The sequence below is a fragment of the Pseudoalteromonas sp. TB41 genome (assembly GCF_000497975.1).
In the GTDB taxonomy this organism is placed as follows: Bacteria; Pseudomonadota; Gammaproteobacteria; order Enterobacterales; family Alteromonadaceae; genus Pseudoalteromonas; species Pseudoalteromonas tetraodonis.
This window is the reverse complement of the sequence record NZ_AUTH01000007.1, coordinates 1-19,338: the sequence shown is the minus strand read 5'-3', so window position 1 is coordinate 19,338 and position 19,338 is coordinate 1. Positions and strand designations below refer to the sequence as shown.

Here is a 19,338-nt window from a genome sequence, read left to right as displayed (position 1 = left end):
AATAATATAGGTAAGTGTATGGAAAAGGTATCGAGCTTACGCGTTCAAGAACGCACAAGTTGGTTTACTAACTTATACAAGAAGTTAGTATTCAAAGCGTTCTCGTCTATTGAAACAGGCCAAATAGTGCTTGTAGATAATAATCAGCAGTCTGTATTTGGCGATATGTCATCAGAGCTTAAAGTAACGGTAACCGTTAATGATACTGCTATGTATAAAGCATTTGCGCTCTCGGGAAGTATTGGCGCGGGAGAATCTTACATATTAGGACAGTGGCAGTGTGATAACTTAACTCGGTTGATAGAAATTTTTGCAATTAACCAAGACCAACTAGACGCATTTGAAAAGAAATTCGCTTTTTTTAGTAACATTGCTCATCGTATAAACCACATTAAAAATAAAAATTCTCACTCGGGCTCTAAAAAGAATATTGTTGCGCACTACGACTTAGGCAATGACTTATACGAGTCTTTTTTAAGCAAAGAAATGCTTTATTCAAGTGCCGTATACCCAAGTAAAGACGCCACCCTTGAGCAAGCACAGCAATACAAACTACAGCGTATTTGTGAACAAGTCGAGTTACAACAAGGCGACACTGTCATTGAAATTGGTACAGGTTGGGGAGCATTTGCAATTTATGCGGCTACTCACTACGACTGCCATGTAACAACCACTACCATCTCTGATGAACAGCACGATTATGTTGCAAATAAAATTAAAGAGCTTGGGCTTGAAAACAAAATAACCTTGCTCAAACAAGATTACCGTTTACTAACCGGTAAATACGATAAGCTAGTATCAATTGAGATGATAGAAGCGGTTGGTCATGAGTACTTGCCTAGTTTTTTCACTCAGTGCGGTCAGCTATTAAAAGACGACGGTGCTATGCTTATTCAAGCAATTACAATTAGCGACCAGCGTTACCAGCATTATTTAAAAAATTCTGACTTTATTCAGCAATATATTTTCCCTGGTGGGTGTTTGCCTTCGCTCAACGAAATGAGTGAGCAAATAAAAAATCATACCGATATGAATATCCACACAGTTAGCGATATTGGTGCTCACTACGCAAGAACCCTTGCTGATTGGCGAGATCGTTTCATTGCAAGTTGGCCAAACCTCGATAGTAATAAATTTGATGAGCGATTTTATCGTTTATGGCTATTTTATTTTGCTTATTGCGAGGGCGCATTTAGAACTCGCGCAACAAGCACCGTGCATTTAATGGCACGCAAACCCCGTTTTACGAGTAGTAATGATGAGATTGCACTCGCTTATTAATTTTGTACTGTTTCAAGTAGTGTGGTTTTTATGCCTACTGCTTGAACAGCATTCAATTGTCTATTCAACAGTAGTCATTGCATTAATGTTTTATTTGTCAGCGCAAAAAAAACAGGATGCTTTTTTGCTTCTAAAGTGCTTACCACTAGCCTTACTAAGTGAATTTATCGCGGTTAAGTTCGGTCTGATTGAATTTAAAGTAGCGCCATTTCCGCTTTGGTTAGTGTTTTTATGGGCTGCTTTATTGCTATGTATTAACACCTCAATGTCGTTTTTAACAACCATCAAACCTTGGCAAGCGTTTATTGTATGCTTAGTGTTTGCACCAGGAAGTTACTGGGCGGGGGCGCGATTCGATGTGTTAGAGCTCGGCTTGCCGTTATGGCAATTTTGGCCTTTATACGGTGCTTTATGGGCTGCAACGTTTAGCGTTATTTTATTTATTAACGGTAAAATTGGCGCGTTTATTAAGCAATAAAACAATTGTATTTACTGCTTGGAGCTGATTATGAAAACGCTTTTAAATTTAGTACTAATTTATGCCCTGTTTAACCATGCTGCTTATGCTGATACCCAGTTTAACAAAGTGGGCGAGGCACGTATGGAATACCTTTTTTGGGATGTTTATGATGCAACGCTTTTTACTCCCTCTGGATCTTATAGTCCCAAGCAAACGCCGGTTAAATTTACTTTAACTTACCTGCGCGACTTTGATGCTAAAGACATTGTAAAAGCCACTAAAGAGCAATGGCAACATTTAGGTAAATCACAATTATCAGCTCGCTATGCAGATAAATTATTAGCCATATGGCCAGACATTAAAAAGGGTGAATCGTTAACCTTACTGACCGATCAGCAAGGACACAGTATTTTCTTTCACAATGACAATGAAATAGGCCGCATAGAAGACACCACTTTTGCAGATGACTTCTTAGCTATTTGGCTAAGTGAGAACACCTCAGAACCATCGATTAGAAATCAACTTTTAGGGATTTAATATGATTAATCTAAAACGCATCAAAGTAACTTTGCTACTGGTAGTAAGCTTCTTTATTGCAAGTTGTTCTGCGCCGAGTGTAGAGCATTACAAAGGCTCAGAACCTAATTTCGATTTTAAGACTTTTTTTAGCGGCGATTTAAAAGCCTACGGTGTTGTACAAGACTTTAAAGGCGAATTAACCCGAAAGCTTGTTGTAGACTTGAGCGCTACGTGGGATGGCAACCAAGGCGTTATTGAGGAAGACTTCGTTTATGATGACGGCGAAACCCAAAAACGTATTTGGAAAATAACCTTAAACGACGACAACACGTTAACCGGTACTGCTTCTGATGTTTTAGGCACGGCCACAGGCAAAAGTGATGGCAGTGTTTTTCATTGGAACTACAATGTAAAAATTCCTTACGATGGCAGCACTTTTGAAGTTAACTTTGATGATTGGATGTATTTAGTCACCAATACGCGCTTGATAAACCGCACATCTATTGTTAAGTTTGGCGTTGAGGTCGGGGAAGTGACTTTAGTAATAGAAAAAATATAGCGACTCATCACAGTGCATAGCTGCACTATATTTGTGCTTAAATTAAGTTTTTGTTAACTCAACTCGCTGTATTTTACAGTGAATTATTATAATTTTACTAATTTTTTAGTATTTTAGATAAAAAACGTAATTTGCTGTTGCTAACTCTTCGAAAATGCATAAAGATAGGATTTGCGAAGGCAAAATAATAACGAATAGGAATCTAATAATGAACAAAGCTCAACTAGTTGAAAAAATCTCTACTGACGCAGAAATCTCTAAAGCAGCCGCTACACGTGCACTTGATGCATTCACAGGCGCTGTAACTTCTTCACTAAAAGAAGGCAACTCTGTTGCATTAGTTGGTTTTGGTACTTTTTCAGTTAAAGAACGTGCTGCTCGCACAGGTCGTAACCCACAAACAGGTGCAGAAATCCAAATTTCAGCAGCGACTATTCCAAGCTTTAAACCAGGTAAAGGTCTTAAAGACCAAGTAAACCTATAAGGTTTAGGTTTATAAAAATAATAAAAGGGCTATTAAGCCCTTTTTTTTGCCGTAAATTTAACGCTTATTTAGCTTTAAGCGCCTTATCTCCGCGACCAATGCCGACCGCGCCAGAGCGAACCACTTCTATAATGTCTGTTTCATGACGTAAGGTATCTAAAAACGACTCTATTTTATCGGTGCTGCTTACCAATTGTAGGCTGTAACTTTGACGCCCCATATCTAAAATAGCGCCCTGAAATACATCTACAACCCGCGTTACAGCAGCTCGCGTAGCTTCATCTTGAGCAAATACTTTTACTAGTAACAGTTCGCGCTCTATGTGGCTCATTTCGGTTAAATCAATCACCTTAAGTACATCGACCAGTTTATTTACCTGTTTGGTGATTTGCTCAACAATTCTATCATCGCCTTTAGTGGTGACAGTAATACGCGAGAGTGATTCATCATCAGTGGTTCCAACAGTTAAACTATCAATGTTGTAAGCTCGTTGAGAAAAAAGCCCCACTATACGTGATAACGCACCGGGTTCATTTTCTAATAATATAGATAATATACGACGCATTATGCCTTTACTCCTTTTCTTAACCACATTTCATCTATGCCACCGTGCTTAATTTGCATCGGGTAAACATGCTCTTTTTCATCTACTAAAATATCTAAAAACACTAATCTATCGGTTATCGACATGGCTTTGTCTATTGCTGGCTGTAATTCATCCAGTGTATTGACTCGTATTCCTACATGGCCGTAGCTTTCTACAAGTTTTACAAAGTCAGGAAGTGATTCCATATAGGAAGAGGAGTGTCTGCCGCCATAAATCATATCTTGCCACTGTCTAACCATACCTAGTGAACGGTTATTTAACGAGATCACTTTTACCGCTAAGTTGTATTGTAAACAGGTCGAAAGCTCTTGAATGTTCATTTGAATAGAGCCATCGCCAGTCACACATAAAGACTCTTTATCCGGAAAGGCGAGCTTAACCCCCATAGCTGCTGGTAAGCCAAAGCCCATGGTGCCTAAGCCACCTGAGTTGATCCACTGACGAGGGTGCTTAAATGGATAATACTGCGCCGCAAACATTTGGTGTTGGCCCACATCTGAACTGACATAAGCATCACCATTAGTCGCTTTATAAATAGCCTCTATAACTGCTTGAGGCTTAATTTTATCGCCATCGGTATTGTAGTTTAAGCATTTTTGTTCGCGCCAACTGATCACCTGTCGCCACCAATCTTCTTGTGCACTGCGGTCTATTTTTATTGGGCTTTTATCTATAGCAGTTTGTAACTGTTCAAGTACCGTGGCTAAACAGCCAACAACCGGAATATGTGCTTTTATGGTTTTGGAAATTGAAGTCGGATCGACATCTACATGCACGATAGTGGCATTAGGGCAAAACTTTTGTACGTTATTGGTAACCCGATCATCGAATCGTGCGCCAAGGGCTAAAATAACATCAGCATTGGCCATGGCTTTATTTGCTTCTAATGTACCGTGCATACCCAACATACCAATAAAGTTAGGGTGAATGCCTGATATACCGCCTAGTCCCATTAGGGTATTGGTAATAGGGGCATTAAGCGATTCGACTAAGTGGGTTAGTTGCTCTGATGTATTTGAAAGCACAATTCCGCCACCAGAATAAATAATCAGCTTTTTCGCTTCTAAAATAGCAGTAACGGCCTTACGAATTTGTTTAGAGTGACCCTTGGTATTAGGGTTGTAGGTTCTGAGTTCTGTTGCCGCTGGAAAGTTGTAAGCAAAGGTTAGCTCAGGGTTAAGCATGTCTTTAGGAAGTTCAACGACAACTGGGCCTGGGCGACCTGAGCTGGCAATATAAAAGGCTTTAGCAAGAATATTGGGAATTTCACTAGCGCTTCTACAATTAAAGCTATGCTTTACAATCGGACGAGAGCAGCCAACAATATCCGTTTCTTGAAACGCGTCATCGCCAATTAAGTTGGTTGGCACTTGACCTGATAACACCACCATCGGAATAGAATCCATATACGCAGTTGCTATGCCTGTTACACAGTTTGTTGCCCCTGGTCCAGAAGTGGCAAGTACAACACCGACTTCACCGGTTGCTCTTGCGTAACCATCGGCCATGTGTGTGGCGGCCTGTTCATGACGGACTAAAATATGTTCAATATCATCTTGCTGAAATAGCGCATCATATAAGTCTAATACTGAGCCACCGGGGTAACCGAATATATACTTAACGTTTAACTCTTTTAATGACTTAACAACCAATTCAGAGCCATTATATTCTTGTTTACTCATCCTCATTCCTCTGTTGACTGATTTATGCAAAAAAAAACCCCCGCGTAGTGCGAGGGTTTTAAAAAGCATGTTTCACCTTTTAATACATCCCCGCTGGGCTTATCACTAAGACCAGTACGAGTAAGACTAAAAGACGAAATTGTGTGTTCATGATGTTTTGCTCTTTAAAATAAAATGCTGTTTAAATTACAATTTTTGTATGTGGTTATTTTTAAGGCTTTTGCGCGCTCATGTCAACCCAAAACTAAAGTTTTTGGATTAAAAATTCATTTTTATATCTTTTTTAATCTTAAATTCTAATTGTTGTGAAATATTCTCACGTTAAAAGCAGAAATTATGCATTTTTAATTTTAAGGAGTAGGGGGCTTAAATACACATTAATTACATTAAAGTGATACAAGCGGTTTTGAGCAGGCATAAAAAAAGCCAACAGATGTTGGCTTTATAATTCAATTATACTGTTACAGACGGTCGATTACTGACTGAGTGAAGTCAGTTGTACCATGGCTGCCGCCTAAATCGCGAGTAGTACGGTCGCCTGATTTAATTACATCAGCCACTGCGCTACGAATGCGCTCTGCCGTATCGCCCATATTTAAATGTTCTAGCATTTGAATAGACGCTAAAATAACTGACGTAGGGTTTGCTAGGTTTTTACCTGCAATATCAGGTGCGCTACCGTGAACAGCTTCAAAGATAGCCGCATCTTCACCAATATTAGCACCAGGCGCCATGCCTAAACCACCAACTAAACCAGCACATAAATCAGATAAAATATCGCCGAATAGGTTAGTCGTTACAATTACGTCAAACTCTTCCGGTGTCATTACTAGTTTCATACAGGTTGCATCAACAATCATTTCAGTTGATTCAATCTCAGGGTAACGTTCAGCCACTTCACGAGCAACTTTTAAGAACAAACCCGATGTTGATTTTAAAATATTTGCTTTATGAACAGCGGTTACTTTTTTGCGGCCTTCGCGTACAGCTAGCTCGTATGCAAAAGTAACGATTTTTTCAGCGCCTTCACGGGTGATCACAGACATTGCCTCAGCTTCGTTGCCATCAGCACTCACTACTTGACCTGCACCTGAATACATACCTTGGGTATTTTCACGAACAGTAATAATATCAATGTCATCGTAACGTGCTTTAGTACCTGCGAACGACTTCACAGGACGAACATTAGCGTATAAACCAAACTGCTTACGAAGTGTTACATTGATTGATGTAAAGCCTTCGCCTACAGGGGTCGTTAATGGACCTTTTAAAGTGATTTTATTTTTAGCAATCGTGTCAATTGTTTCTTGTGGAAGCAATTCGCCCGTTTTTTCAAGCGCAGCGAGGCCAGCGTCAACAAATTCATAATCAAAATCGCATCCTGCGGCTTTTAGTATTTCAAGTGCTGAGTCGATAATGCTTGGGCCGATGCCGTCGCCTTTGATCACTGTTATGGTTTGTTTGGCCATGAACTTTTCCTTTAAAGATTTGGATACACACATAAATAAAAAATACTCACAGAGTTTAGACTACTTATATGACAGGGGTGCTAAATTTAAGCCGGCATTTATACCAATTTATTGAACATTTTGCCAGTTTATACTGCAAATACAGGGTATAACTTTAATTTATAGTGATAATAAGTCAGCTAAATACTATTGTGCAGACCTAATTGCTGCAGGGATTGATAAAAAATAACCTCACTTTTCCAGCCATGGCGGGTGAGTTGTTGATTTAATATCTGCTGTTGCCATGCTGTTAATGGTTGGTTAGGTTTAAGTACGCGCTGGGCTACAACTTTCAAAGCTGCCCACAACTTAGCGCTATCATCGAGCTGCTTTTTAGGCAATGTTTCAGCTTTTAATAACGCTATTGCCCAGGGGTCGCTACTAAGTAATTCATTAAGCTCATTAGTTAAATGAGGGGTATCAACATTGTTTATGCCAAAAAATGTGCATATTGGCGTATCTAAGGATTTATTCGGTGTTTGGTCTAAGGTGATTTTTCTAGAAACTTCTGGGCTGTAATTAATTAATAGATAATATAAATAGGCATATAGGCTCAAACTAATGCGTTCACTTTGCAAATTTTTATCGTGTTTTACTAACAGCTCTACAATGTTGACTAAACAACCCATGCGAGTACACAAAAATGTATGTAAAGGATGGGCAATACTATTTACTAACTGCTCGAAAACCATGCCTTGAATAATCGCAGGGGCCTTATCGTAACCTACCATAGACAAGCTATGCCTTAAATCTTTTGCCGGCTGCAGCTCTTTATTATACTGTTTTACTGCATGGCACACTGATTTTATAACATTAGGATAAGGGGTAAGTAATGTATTTAATGCTTTGTAACTGTACTCTTGTTGGTTTTTTATTTGTTTAACTAATTCGTACAAAGAGGACTGTGTATTGTCACTCTTATGAACAATATGCAGGTATTCACTGTCCCAAACTTTTAAAAACAAGCGATCGTCATTACACGGCCATGCCTTTAAGCCATCCTCTAATGATGCTTTTATTCGATACCAGGCCATTTTTGTATTGGCATTATTAACGATAATATGACGGCCTGCCGAATCTGTAGCCAAATAAATCATTGTTTGGTCAGCATAAACCACTTGGCTACCTGGTACATATTGTCCAACGTGTGCCACTAAGTCTTTTAATAGTCCCTGTGCAAATGAGTTGGGGGTTCTTATGTACAAATCAGCTACTGCTTTATAAAAACTAATATGCTGCTGTTTTGCGTTGCAGGTTACGTTAAGCGCCAAAATATTTGCCAAAGCAACCAATACACTGGCTCCGTCATAAAGCATGACTTTAGGCGTGTTTAATAATGCGTGTTTGTATTTGGCTAGTTTAGCTAAAATATGGGCAATTTGATGTGCTGGTTGTTGTGATGTCAATATCACTTTGGCAGCGAGTTTATGGCGTAACTGCCACATTTTAGTGTCGGTATTAGTAAATGCTTGCTGTTGGGCTAGTTTATTCAACTGATTAGCAACACAAAGGTGTTCCACCAATGAGGCACTGATATAAAGCTCTGTTAAGTGTTTATCGTAATTTTGGCTAGCACTTAATGCACAAGTTAAAACACATTGATTAACCACTAAATTGGTTGCAAAGCTATAGTGTGTTTTATACAAATTGAGCTGAGCTTGTAACGCCGCTGGGTTTTGTTTATATAACGCTGCGTATTGTTCTGCAAGTTTACAAACAATCGGGTAAAAAGTATGCCACTGGTTTTTATTATTATGTGAACCTAAAAGCAACTGTGTGCTTTCGAGTAGCTTTTTTAGGTTACCCGACAGTGGTGCTTCCATTAAATTGTTCCATCATTTTGCTCAAGGTATTTTTCATAAGCACTTGGGCCCCACATTATTAGTTGGCCGTTTTTAAATAATAACCCGGTACATTCATCCATGGTGGTAATGCCATCCGAGGTTTTATGTTGTGTACGATAAAATATAACTTGCCACACCTGTTCACCATCGCGCTTGGCGTAGGTTAAATCTGGGCTGCCTAAATATTCAAGCACAGCGTTTAGCGTAAAAGCATCTTCTAAGCGCAGTTTTTCAATATAGCGTTTATTGAATGCTTCGCGGTCTTGCCAAATCATTGCTTGTGGGTCGTCTTTATAAAACATAATAACCGACGTGGCTATCAGTGCATATAAACCTAATCCCAATATCAAATACCTAAAAAACTTTTTAAACATTGCCTACCCAGACCAATATAACTATTACTAGTATACGTATTGCGATCGTTCAGTGCCATTAACTTGCGACTAATTAAGCCTTAACTGCTTTAAACTAAAGCCTAAGTGGATATCAGTACGCAAACTCACCAGTTGTTTAGAAATAACAAACATATCCATATCATCAGCAAGCTTTTTTTGTAAGCGCGCACTTAATGATTCATCGCTTAATGCCTCTTCGAGAGTGTTGTACTGATTCACCAATTGTTGCGCCGATTTAACACCAATGCCTTTAACACCTGGAATGTCATTGGTTTTGTCTCCTGCCAGGGCCCAAAAGTCTATGAGTTTGTGTTGTGCCACGCCAAAACGTTCTTGGATATGCTGCTGTGTGAGCTGTTGTTTTTTAAAGTAATCATACACTTCAATTTGCTCATTTAAATGCGGTAAAAACCCTTTATCGGTAGAGACAATAGTGTTATTTATCTGATTGTTGGCGGCTTTATGGGCTAATGTTGCAATAATATCATCGGCTTCATCGTTAGTCGGCTCAAATACCACAATGCCGGTTTCTTCAATGGCCGCTTTAAAATGTGGCAAGGCTTCTTTTAACGTTTGTGGCATCGGGGCGCGCGAATGTTTGTAATCTTTGTAAAAGTGATAGCGCCAACTTTTATCGCCATCAAATACAGCAATTGCATGGGTTGCATTAGTGGTTGTTATAAGTTTTTTGCAGGCATGTGCTACTCGAGCGCAGCATGCTTTTAACATATGTTCGTCGCTGTGATGCGTTTGGTTAGCATCAACAGCATAGATGCGCCTAATTAAATTAAGCGCATCAATAAGAAGTAAATGGGGATTCAATTATAAACTCACGCTTTTATTGTATAACAAGGAATATACTTACTGCCAGGGAGCTTCATTCTACCTTGTTCTACAAACGCTTGTAAAAGTGTGTCCATTGCTTTCATTAAATCAGGCTCGCCACTGAGGACATACGGGCCGTCTTTTTTAATCGCATTTAAACCTTCTTCTTTTACATTTCCCGCCACTATTCCCGAAAACGCACGGCGTAAATTAGCCGCTAACTGTTGTTTGGGTTGATCAAGGTGTAAATCAAGCGACGCCATAGCCTCATGAGAGGGGTAAAAAGGTTGCTGAAAATCACTGTCTATTTTCAAGGTCCAGTTAAAGTAATACGCATCTCCTTGGCTTTTACGGTATTCGCGTACACCATTCATTGCCGACTTTAACTTTTGGCTTACTAATTGAGGGTCATCAATAATTACTTCAAATTTATCTAGGGCTGCATCGCCTAAAGTCATTTGAATGAATTGACACAGCTCCTCAAAGTAAGCTTCACTTTGTTTTGGACCGGTAAGAATAACAGGTAAACATTGCTTTTCGTTTTCAGGGTGCAACAAAATACCTAATAAATACAATAGTTCTTCAGCTGTGCCTGCACCACCAGGAAAAATAATAATGGCATGAGCGGTGCGAACAAAGGCCTCAAGTCGCTTTTCAATATCGGGTAAAATAACCAGTTCATTCACAATTGGGTTAGGTGGCTCAGCTGCAATAATACTGGGCTCAGTTAAACCTAAATAACGGTTGTTAGTTATACGTTGTTTGGCATGACCAATAGTGGCGCCTTTCATCGGGCCTTTCATTGCACCAGGCCCACAGCCAGTACAAATATTTAACCCGCGTAAGCCTAATTCGTAACCTACTTGTTTAGTGTATTTATATTCTATTTCGTTAATAGAGTGGCCGCCCCAGCATACAATCATGTTAGGTTCACTATTTACTTTAAGAGCGTCGGCATTTCTAAGCATGTCAAAAACCATGTGGGTAATGGCTTTAGTTTCTTGGAGATTTTTTTCATACTTTTGGCAAATAAATAAGATATCGCGAATAACCGAAAATATGTGCTCATGTATGCCGGTGACTATGTGGCCGTCAACGAAGGCCGTTTGCGGCGGGTTCTCTAATTCAATTTTAATACCGCGTTCACGGCTTACTAAACGAATATCAAAGTCTTTATGTTTTTCGTATATATCGTTACTTACATCGGTATGGCTGCCTACATTAAGCACAGCTAAAACACAATTTCTGAATAACCTGTAGCGTTCGCTTGTTGATGACTGTTCTAGTAGGTCTACTTCTAGCTGCGATAATAAATCTAATACCCCTGTTGGGTTTAACTGTATTAGCATCGGCATTCTCCTTGATACTTCTTGGGTAAATTTACTGCGTAATTATGCCTTGTACTCAAAGGTAGAAATGCATAACACTATTTACTAATGCACAGACGATCCCGGCCTGAATTTTTAGCATCGTATAAAGCTTGATCGGCTCTATCAAATGCTTTTAGAGGGGTATCACCCTCTTTAAATTGGGTTGCGCCTAGCGAAACAGTAATTTCAATTTGTTTGTCTTTAAATTTAAACGGTATCTTTTTAATAGACTGTCTTAATTTATTGAGGTGTGCTGTCGCGTTTTCAAGTGAAGTGCGTGGCATTAATAGCACAAACTCTTCGCCGCCATAGCGTGCAATAAAGTCTGATTGCCTAATCGACTTTTGCAGCGCTTTGGCAATAACTTGTAAAGTAATATCGCCCGCAGTATGGCCAAATCGATCGTTGATTGATTTAAAATGGTCGACGTCTATAACAACTAGCGTTATGTCTGACGGTTGTTCGTTAAATAAATTAATTTCGTGGTTGTAACGCTCATCAAATGCCGCGCGATTAGGCAGTTTTGTCAGGCTGTCGAGTAAGCTTTTAAACCGTTGCTCATTTAAACGTTTTTTATAGTTACTGACTTTGTTTTCTAAGCTATTAATTCTTTCATTTATTTGCGTAAAGCTGGCAACTAAAATTCTGCGATCTTTTTGTTCGAGTTGCTCTTTTTCTAAAATATCTGCACTGAGTGAGCGTAACTCGTTTTCAACTAGCTGCTTTAACGCTGTGATTGAGGTCGCATTTTTTGTTTGTGTATTTAAACTTTCTAGCTTTTCACCAATACGTTGATTTATTGAGTCAAATTCAACATTCATTGATTCAGAGTGTTCACTGGTTGATACCAATGAGCGATGCAGCTCCTCAAGTGTTTGGTTTAATGAAGCTAAAAAGCTTTGCGCTGATTCACGTTCAACGTGAATACTTTTAACAATTAAAGTAATCACATCTATTGCGGCATCAAGTAACTGGTCAACGGCTTTATTTTTAGCAATGCGTTTTTTTATTAAATACAGTGATTCGTTGGCTTCTTCTAGTACAAGCTCACTAACTAATTTAAACAGCTTTTCAGTGAGTACACTTAGATTGGGTGGTTCAAAGGTATTATTGCTTTTAGCAATTAAAGCTTGATGATAAAAGGTGATCAATTGGTTTAATATTGGGATAAACCCATGCACCGATTGTATATCGTCAAGTTGGTTATCTAATAAATGACGCAGCGTTCTGCGGGTTTCGTCAGGCAGGCCTTTCGTTTGTTGTAACTGTTTTCCTGCATTTTGTACGCTGGTTAACAGGTCGCGTTGATGCGCTAGTTGAATCGCTTCCTGATTTTTTAGCAAGGCCAAAATATCATCTACCAAAGGAGAGAAGTCTTCAAAATCCATTCCTTTGTTTAATGCGCTACGGAACTTTGCTAGGCGGTTATCAAGCTCAATATCAAGTCCTTTACAGCTTAAAGATAACTTAGCCGCAAAGTTAGAAAGGGTGTCAACTTGATGTTTACGAGCGCTTTCTATTACTTTTCTACTGTCAATTGCTTGTTTTAGTTTTTGTTCCACCGTATTGGAGCTCCTAGACACCTACACACCATTATTTTAATACCTTTATTGGTTTAGTTTACAACAAAAACATATTAATAGTAGGTATGAGATCAAAAACTTAATGTTTTTAGCAACAAAATACGAACGATCTTAAATATAAGTGTATTTATCGCTTTTAATTCACTTTTAAAATGGGTCTTGTTAACCTTGGCACAACAATACGTTATATAAAAAAGAGCCTTTATGAAAAAGCTACTTGCCTTATCAATTTTAGCTGCCTGTTCAGCACCGGTATTTGCCGACGTTAATTACGCTTTAAACATTTCTCAGCCAGAGCATCATTTAGGTGATGTGAACGTAGAATTTCCTAAAACGGCGCAGTCTTTCTTAGATGTGAAACTTCCAGCATGGCGCACTGGTCGTTATGAAATTTTAAATCTTGCCAATGGCGTTCGCTACTTTAAAGCCAGTGATGATGAAGGTAATGCATTAAAGTGGGAAAAGATTGACCACAGCACATGGCGCGTTCATTTAAATGAACCCACTGAAGTAAATATAGATTACCAAGTGTATGCCAATGAGCTAGGTAAGCGCGCCCGCCATATTGACGACAGCCATGCCTTTATTGATGCATCAGGCTTTTTTATGTTTAGCGAATCATTTCGCCAAGAGCCAGTAACGGTTGAATTAAACGTCCCCAAAGCATGGCGCTCTGTGTCAGGCATGGAAAATTATAAAAATAAGCACAGCTTTAAAGCCAGTGACTACGATGTATTAGTTGATTCGCCAATCGAAACCGGTATTAACGAGCTACGTACTTTTGAAGTTGATGGCCGTGAGTACGAACTGGTGGTATGGGGTGAGGGCAATTACGATATTGAACTGATGCTAACCGATTTGAAAAAGCTAGTGGCTACCGGCAATGTAATTTGGGACAACTACCCGTATGAACGTTATGTATTTATGGTACATGCTACATCAGGCGCAAGCGGGGCAACTGAGCACTTAAACTCAACGATTATTCAGCGCCCACGCGATCGCTTTGCTAAACGTGAAGACTATTTAGGTTTTATAAGTACTGCAGCTCATGAGTTTATTCATACCTGGAATGTAAAAGCGTACCGTCCTAAAGGGCTTGCGCCATATGACTACACTAATATTAATTATTCAAAATTGCTATGGATAGCAGAGGGCTCTACCAGCTATTTTGAAGATCATTTATTAGTGCGTTCGGGTATTCAAACTAACGATGAGTTTTTTAAAGTATTAAGCAAAACCATTAACCGCCACCTCACAACACCGGGGCGTGAAGTGCAAAGTGCCAGCGAAACCAGTTTTGATAAATGGATAAACCAAGGCGGCGATCACGCACGTAACTACAGCACTAATATTTATCTTGAAGGTTCATTATTGTCGATGGCGTTAGATATCGACCTACTTGAAAATAGCCAAGGTAAAATTAGCTACAGAGATGTACATAAAGCGCTTTATAAACAGCATAAATTACCGGCAGGGTTTACTGAGCAAGACGTACTGGCTATTTTAAAACAACTATCAGGGCGTGATTACAGCGCGTGGTGGCAGGCAAATGTTAGCTCACCAGCCAACCTTGATTTTGATGCACTGCTAGCAAAAGTAGGTTTAAGCTTTGAATTACCAGAAAAAGCCAAGGCCACACCAAGCTTAGATGCATTTACTAAAAATACTGGCGAGTTACTTACGCTTACCCATGTACGCCGCGATGGTGCAGCATGGCAAGGCGGCTTAACCACCGACGATAAACTCGTCGCTATTAATAAAAAGCATATAGGTAAAGACTTAACAGCCAGCCTAGAGACCTTTAAAGCAGGCGATAAAGTCACTGTTGATTTTATTCGTCGTGATGCATTAATGTCGACTGAGCTTGTGTTGTCTGAAGATTTCGACAAACCTAAAAAAGTGGTTGCGAATAAAAATGCCACTGATGAGCAAAAAGCATTATTTAAAGCATGGATGGGTGTAGCGCATCCAAATGATGTGAAAAAAGACGACTAACATCGTTTATCATTTTGTTTAAAAAGGAGCTTAGCTCCTTTTTTGTTTATTGGGCGCTATATTGTAACAATTTATCTCAGCGTAGTTGACCTTACTCATACTTAATGAGTAATCTGCAGGTTCAATAATAAAAGGGATTCTATAATGCGTTTAAAACCTCTTGTTGCCACTTTGGTAGCAACCTGTTCACTGGCACTTTCTTCTGCGGCCAATGCCGATGAAGGTATGTGGCAACCTCATCAGCTACCAGAGCTGGAATCAATTTTAAAAGCCAAAGGCCTTGAAATCAGTGTTGATTCAATTTCAAAATTAACCGAATTTCCAATGAATGCGGTTATTAGCTTAGGCGGATGTACAGCCTCGTTTGTTTCGCCAAAGGGCTTAGTTGTTACTAACCATCACTGTATTTATGGCTCAGTGCAATATAATTCAACGCCTGAAAACAACATACTTGAAAACGGCTTTTTAGCAAAAACACCGGCTGAAGATTTACCTGCTGCGCCAGGTTCACGTGTGTACGTTACAGAAACAGTGACCAACGTGACTGATAAAGTAATTAGCGGCACTAACGAGCTAAGTGCAAAAGCACGCTACGATGCGTTAGAAAAAAATCAAAAAGCCCTCGTTGCAGAGTGTGAAGCTGATGCTAGCTACCGTTGTAATGTATATTCGTTTCATGGTGGTTTAGAGTTTTACCTTATTAAATCGCTGGAAATTAAAGATGTACGTTTAGCGTATGCACCTGCTATGGGCGTAGGTAAATACGGTGGCGATATCGATAACTGGATGTGGCCGCGTCACACAGGCGATTTTGGTTTTTACCGCGCCTATGTAGGTAAAGACGGCAAACCAGCAGAATACAGCGAAGACAACGTACCGTACGTGCCTGAGTCTTACTTAAGTGTAAGTGCTAAAGGCGTGCAAGAGGGTGATTTTGTCATGGTTACTGGCTATCCAGGACGAACCAATCGTTACCGTATTGCGGCAGAGGTCGATTATGTATTTAACGACAGCTACCCTAAAGCGCGCATGCACAATACTAAATACGTGTCATTAATTGAAGAAAACTCAGAAGATGGCAGTAAAGCGCGTATTGCTTACGAAAGCACCATAGCTGGTTATAACAACTACATTAAAAACTATGGCTCGATGATCGAAAGCTTTAAAAAAGGCACCATGTTTGAGCGTAAAAAGCAGTTTGAACAAGAACTTACAAGCTGGATAAACAGCGATAGCGAACGTAAACAGCGCTACGGTAACGTACTTAATGAGTTATCAGCACTTGTTGCACAATCGCAAGAGCACAGTGAGCGCGACCGTATGGTAGGCTATGTTCACCGTTCACAAATGATCAGCACGGCACGTCGTTTATACCGTTTAGCTTATGAAAAACAAAAGCCAAATAGCGAGCGTGAATCGGGTTATCAAGAACGTGATTTACCACGTATTAAATCGGGTTTAGAGCGTATGTCACGCCGCTTTGACGCAAACGTAGATAAAGCCATATTACTGCACTTTTTAGAGCAATATGCAGCATTACCTAAAGCAGAGCGTTTTAGTGAAATTGATAAAGCTTTTGCTTTAGAAAACGGCTTTGATAAAGCAAAACAAAGTGCATTGCTAGATGAAATGTACGCTAAATCAAGACTAGATAATGAAATTGTACGTAATTCATTATTTGAACAAACACTAAGTCAGCTTAACCAAAGCCAAGACCCGTTTATGCAATATGCAAAAGCTATATTTGCTGTGATGAAAGCCGAAGAAGATAAGTCAAAAGCCTTGGCTGGTAAGTTACAAGCTGCTCGCCCAGAGTTAATGAGTGCAATTATTGCCTTTAACAAAGCGCAAAACAAACCGGTTTACGCCGATGCAAACAGCACATTACGTGTAACTTACGGCACGGTAGGCGGTTATTCTCCGCAAGATGGTTTAGTGGCCACGCCGTTTACCTCACTTGAAGGGTTGCTTGCTAAAAACACCGATGTTGACCCATTTAATGCGCCTAAAAAGCTGCAAGAGCAAATTAAAGCGAAGCTTTATGGTGATTACACAGGTGGCATGAATACCGTACCGGTTAACTTTTTATCAAACGTAGATACAACTGGCGGTAACTCAGGTTCACCAACACTAAATGGTAAAGCTGAGCTGGTGGGTTTACTGTTTGACGGTGTGTACGAAAGCATTATTGGTGATTGGGATTACAACCCAGATCTAAATCGCTCAATCCATGTAGATTCACGCTACATGCTGTGGGTTATGGATAAAGTAGATAACGCCCAAAACTTATTAGACGAAATGAAAATCGTAAAATAAGAAGCAGTTAAAATAACAAAAAGGCGCTCACCTTAATCGGAAGCGCCTTTTTTTGTTTAAACATTTTCGGCGATTAATTTAACTTAGGGTACGGGCTACGGGCTACGAGGTTTGGGCTGCGGGCTACGAGCTACGAGGTTCGGGTTACGGGAGGAGCTAATTTGTTTTTAGCAGTAAGTATCTTTAGTAGCAGCGATTTTATATCGCGTCAGAGTTAAGCCTAAATAAGTATTTACCACCGAGAACACAGAGTTAACAGAGAAATACTTAAAAGATATGAATCCATCTCTGTGCAGCGCAAAGCGCCTCGGGATTCTCTGTGGTGAAAAAACTGTTTTTAGCAGTAAATGTCTTTCGTAGCAGCGACTTTATATCGCGTCAGAGTTAAGCCTAAATAAGCATTTACCACCGAGGACACAGAGTTCACAGAGAAATGCTTAAAAGATATCAATCCACCTCTGTGTAGCGCAAAGCGCCTCGGGATTCTCTGTGGTGAAAAAACTGTTTTTAGCAGTAAGTATCTTTAGTAGCAGCGATTTTATATCGCGTCAGAGTTAAGCCTAAATAAGTATTTACCACCGAGATGTATGGACTCCCCTCCCATCGAGGGGTAACGTAATAAGTGACAAAACTTTTACTAAAGGAGTCCATACATGATGAATCTTAACGTTATTGCGATTGATTTAGCAAAAAATAATTATCAAGTTTGTAAAATAGGTCAAGATCGACAGGTTATATACAACAAAGAAGTATCGCGACAAAAGCTACTTCAATTATTGGCGTCAGAAAAGCAGTCATTAGTGGCGATGGAGTCATGTGGTGGCACGCATTATTGGGCAAGAAAAGCGAAAGAGGCAGGCCATACAGTTAAGCCAATGTCTGCACGGGTTGTAAAAGCATTTAGACAAGGCCAAAAAACGGATGCGAATGATGCTTTAGCTATTGGTATTGCAGCTCAACAACCAACAGTTAAACCGAGTAGATTATTAAGCATAAATGAGCAGTGCTTACAAGCCATGTCAGCAATGAGAGAGCACTTTGTAAAGCAAAAAGTAGCCTTGGGGAATCTGCAACGAGGTTGCTTGTTGGAACTTGGTATCCCAATAGCTAAATCAGATAATAAGTTGATTGATGCAGTGGAAAGTCTGCTCGAAGATACAAATTTAGATGTACCTATGGCATTTAGAGCGTCTCTAAAAATAATGAATGAACAATTCAAAAGTGTTATGAAAGAAATTAGAGAGCTAGAAAAGCTCATTGAAGAAGAAATCAAAAATGATGAGGTATGCGAGCGACTTCAAAAACTGGAAGGTGTTGGGCCTGTAGGTTCAATGATGTTGAAAGTTTACTTTAGTTGTATAGAACACTTTAAAAATGGGCGGGAAGCATCAGCCTGCGCTGGTTTAACGCCAGTTCAGCATAGCTCTGGTGGCAAAGAAAGAATTGGCTCAATTTCAAGAACATCGGCAAATAAAAAGTTACGTAGCACGTTATATCAAGGTGCACTAGCTGTTGTCACACATGTTGTAAAAAGAGCGAGCCGTACAGAAAAAGACGAATGGCTTAAAAAGTTAATTGCAAGGCGTGGTAAAAAAGTGGCAGCGATAGCATTGGCTAATAAAACAATCAGAACCGCATTTGCAATGCTAAAGAAAAACGAATGTTATCAGCCAACGTTATTAACGGCTTAAATTTTTGTCAACAAAGAGCGTTTAAAATCAGGGTAAGACTGACCTTTAAGAGACTGTTCCGTGCCTAGGTATAAAATACCGCCACCGAGAAAAGTCATAAAGGGGCGAATACATTAAAGTGACCAGGGGTAGCTCCCCAAATAGAGTCCGTATATAAGCCAGCATCTAATCTTTATTTAATAAATACTTCGTTGACAAAAAACGGGGAGTCCATATAAG

16 protein-coding genes are annotated in these 19,338 nt (G+C 39.6%); 8 read left to right on the top strand and 8 right to left on the bottom strand.

Annotated features, from left to right (window positions below; genetic code table 11):
• Window positions 1–18: 18 nt before the first annotated feature.
• The 5 genes from L641_RS0100945 (at window position 19) to L641_RS0100925 (ending at window position 3,303) form a co-directional block, all read left to right on the top strand.
• Window positions 19–1,281, top strand: coding sequence for a cyclopropane-fatty-acyl-phospholipid synthase family protein (locus tag L641_RS0100945; protein ID WP_024600867.1), 1,263 nt, complete (start codon window positions 19–21; stop codon window positions 1,279–1,281).
• Window positions 1,259–1,759, top strand: coding sequence for a DUF2878 domain-containing protein (locus L641_RS0100940; protein ID WP_013463262.1), 501 nt, complete (start codon window positions 1,259–1,261; stop codon window positions 1,757–1,759). The genes L641_RS0100945 and L641_RS0100940 overlap by 23 nt, the downstream gene beginning before the upstream one ends.
• A gap of 30 nt (window positions 1,760–1,789) precedes the next feature.
• Complete coding sequence (locus L641_RS0100935; RefSeq protein ID WP_013463263.1) at window positions 1,790–2,278, top strand: chalcone isomerase family protein; 489 nt, start codon at window positions 1,790–1,792, stop codon at window positions 2,276–2,278.
• Between the two features lies 1 nt (window position 2,279).
• Window positions 2,280–2,819, top strand: a complete 540-nt coding sequence (locus L641_RS0100930; protein WP_024600866.1) for a DUF3833 domain-containing protein — start codon at window positions 2,280–2,282, stop codon at window positions 2,817–2,819.
• A gap of 208 nt (window positions 2,820–3,027) precedes the next feature.
• Window positions 3,028–3,303 (top strand): HU family DNA-binding protein, encoded by a 276-nt coding sequence (locus L641_RS0100925; RefSeq protein WP_008112559.1) that lies wholly within the window; start codon window positions 3,028–3,030, stop codon window positions 3,301–3,303.
• A gap of 64 nt (window positions 3,304–3,367) precedes the next feature.
• Here the strand turns inward: L641_RS0100925 and ilvN are convergent, their stop codons facing one another.
• The 8 genes from ilvN to L641_RS0100885 form a co-directional block, all read right to left on the bottom strand.
• Window positions 3,368–3,868, bottom strand: a complete 501-nt coding sequence (gene ilvN / locus L641_RS0100920; RefSeq protein ID WP_013463265.1) for an acetolactate synthase small subunit — start codon at window positions 3,866–3,868, stop codon at window positions 3,368–3,370.
• Window positions 3,868–5,592: an acetolactate synthase 3 large subunit gene (locus L641_RS0100915; RefSeq protein ID WP_024600865.1), complete on the bottom strand. Its 1,725-nt coding sequence runs from the start codon at window positions 5,590–5,592 to the stop codon at window positions 3,868–3,870. Before L641_RS0100915 ends, ilvN begins: the two co-directional genes overlap by 1 nt.
• Before the next feature lie 461 nt (window positions 5,593–6,053).
• Entirely contained in the window at window positions 6,054–7,061 is a 1,008-nt protein-coding gene (locus L641_RS0100910) for an isocitrate dehydrogenase (RefSeq protein ID WP_013463267.1), read from the bottom strand.
• Window positions 7,062–7,240: 179 nt separating this feature from the next.
• Complete coding sequence (locus L641_RS0100905) at window positions 7,241–8,923, bottom strand: hypothetical protein (RefSeq protein WP_024600864.1); 1,683 nt, start codon at window positions 8,921–8,923, stop codon at window positions 7,241–7,243.
• On the bottom strand, window positions 8,923–9,318 hold the full coding sequence (locus tag L641_RS0100900; protein ID WP_024600863.1) for a DUF3192 domain-containing protein: 396 nt from the start codon (window positions 9,316–9,318) through the stop codon (window positions 8,923–8,925). Before L641_RS0100900 ends, L641_RS0100905 begins: the two co-directional genes overlap by 1 nt.
• Before the next feature lie 69 nt (window positions 9,319–9,387).
• A complete protein-coding gene (xni, locus tag L641_RS0100895) occupies window positions 9,388–10,161 on the bottom strand; it encodes a flap endonuclease Xni (protein WP_013463270.1) in 774 nt (257 codons plus the stop codon).
• Window positions 10,162–10,169: 8 nt separating this feature from the next.
• Window positions 10,170–11,513: a nucleotide 5'-monophosphate nucleosidase PpnN gene (gene ppnN / locus L641_RS0100890; RefSeq protein ID WP_013463271.1), complete on the bottom strand. Its 1,344-nt coding sequence runs from the start codon at window positions 11,511–11,513 to the stop codon at window positions 10,170–10,172.
• 77 nt (window positions 11,514–11,590) lie between these two features.
• A complete protein-coding gene (locus L641_RS0100885) occupies window positions 11,591–13,096 on the bottom strand; it encodes a GGDEF domain-containing protein (RefSeq protein ID WP_084298543.1) in 1,506 nt (501 codons plus the stop codon).
• A gap of 225 nt (window positions 13,097–13,321) precedes the next feature.
• Between L641_RS0100885 and L641_RS0100880 the strand changes: the two genes are divergently transcribed.
• From L641_RS0100880 to L641_RS0100870, 3 genes are all read left to right on the top strand, one after another.
• Entirely contained in the window at window positions 13,322–15,112 is a 1,791-nt protein-coding gene (locus L641_RS0100880) for a M61 family metallopeptidase (RefSeq protein ID WP_024600861.1), read from the top strand.
• Window positions 15,113–15,256: 144 nt separating this feature from the next.
• On the top strand, window positions 15,257–17,428 hold the full coding sequence (locus L641_RS0100875) for a S46 family peptidase (protein WP_024600860.1): 2,172 nt from the start codon (window positions 15,257–15,259) through the stop codon (window positions 17,426–17,428).
• 653 nt (window positions 17,429–18,081) lie between these two features.
• Complete coding sequence (locus tag L641_RS0100870) at window positions 18,082–19,119, top strand: IS110 family transposase (RefSeq protein ID WP_024600855.1); 1,038 nt, start codon at window positions 18,082–18,084, stop codon at window positions 19,117–19,119.
• Window positions 19,120–19,338: the final 219 nt, after the last annotated feature.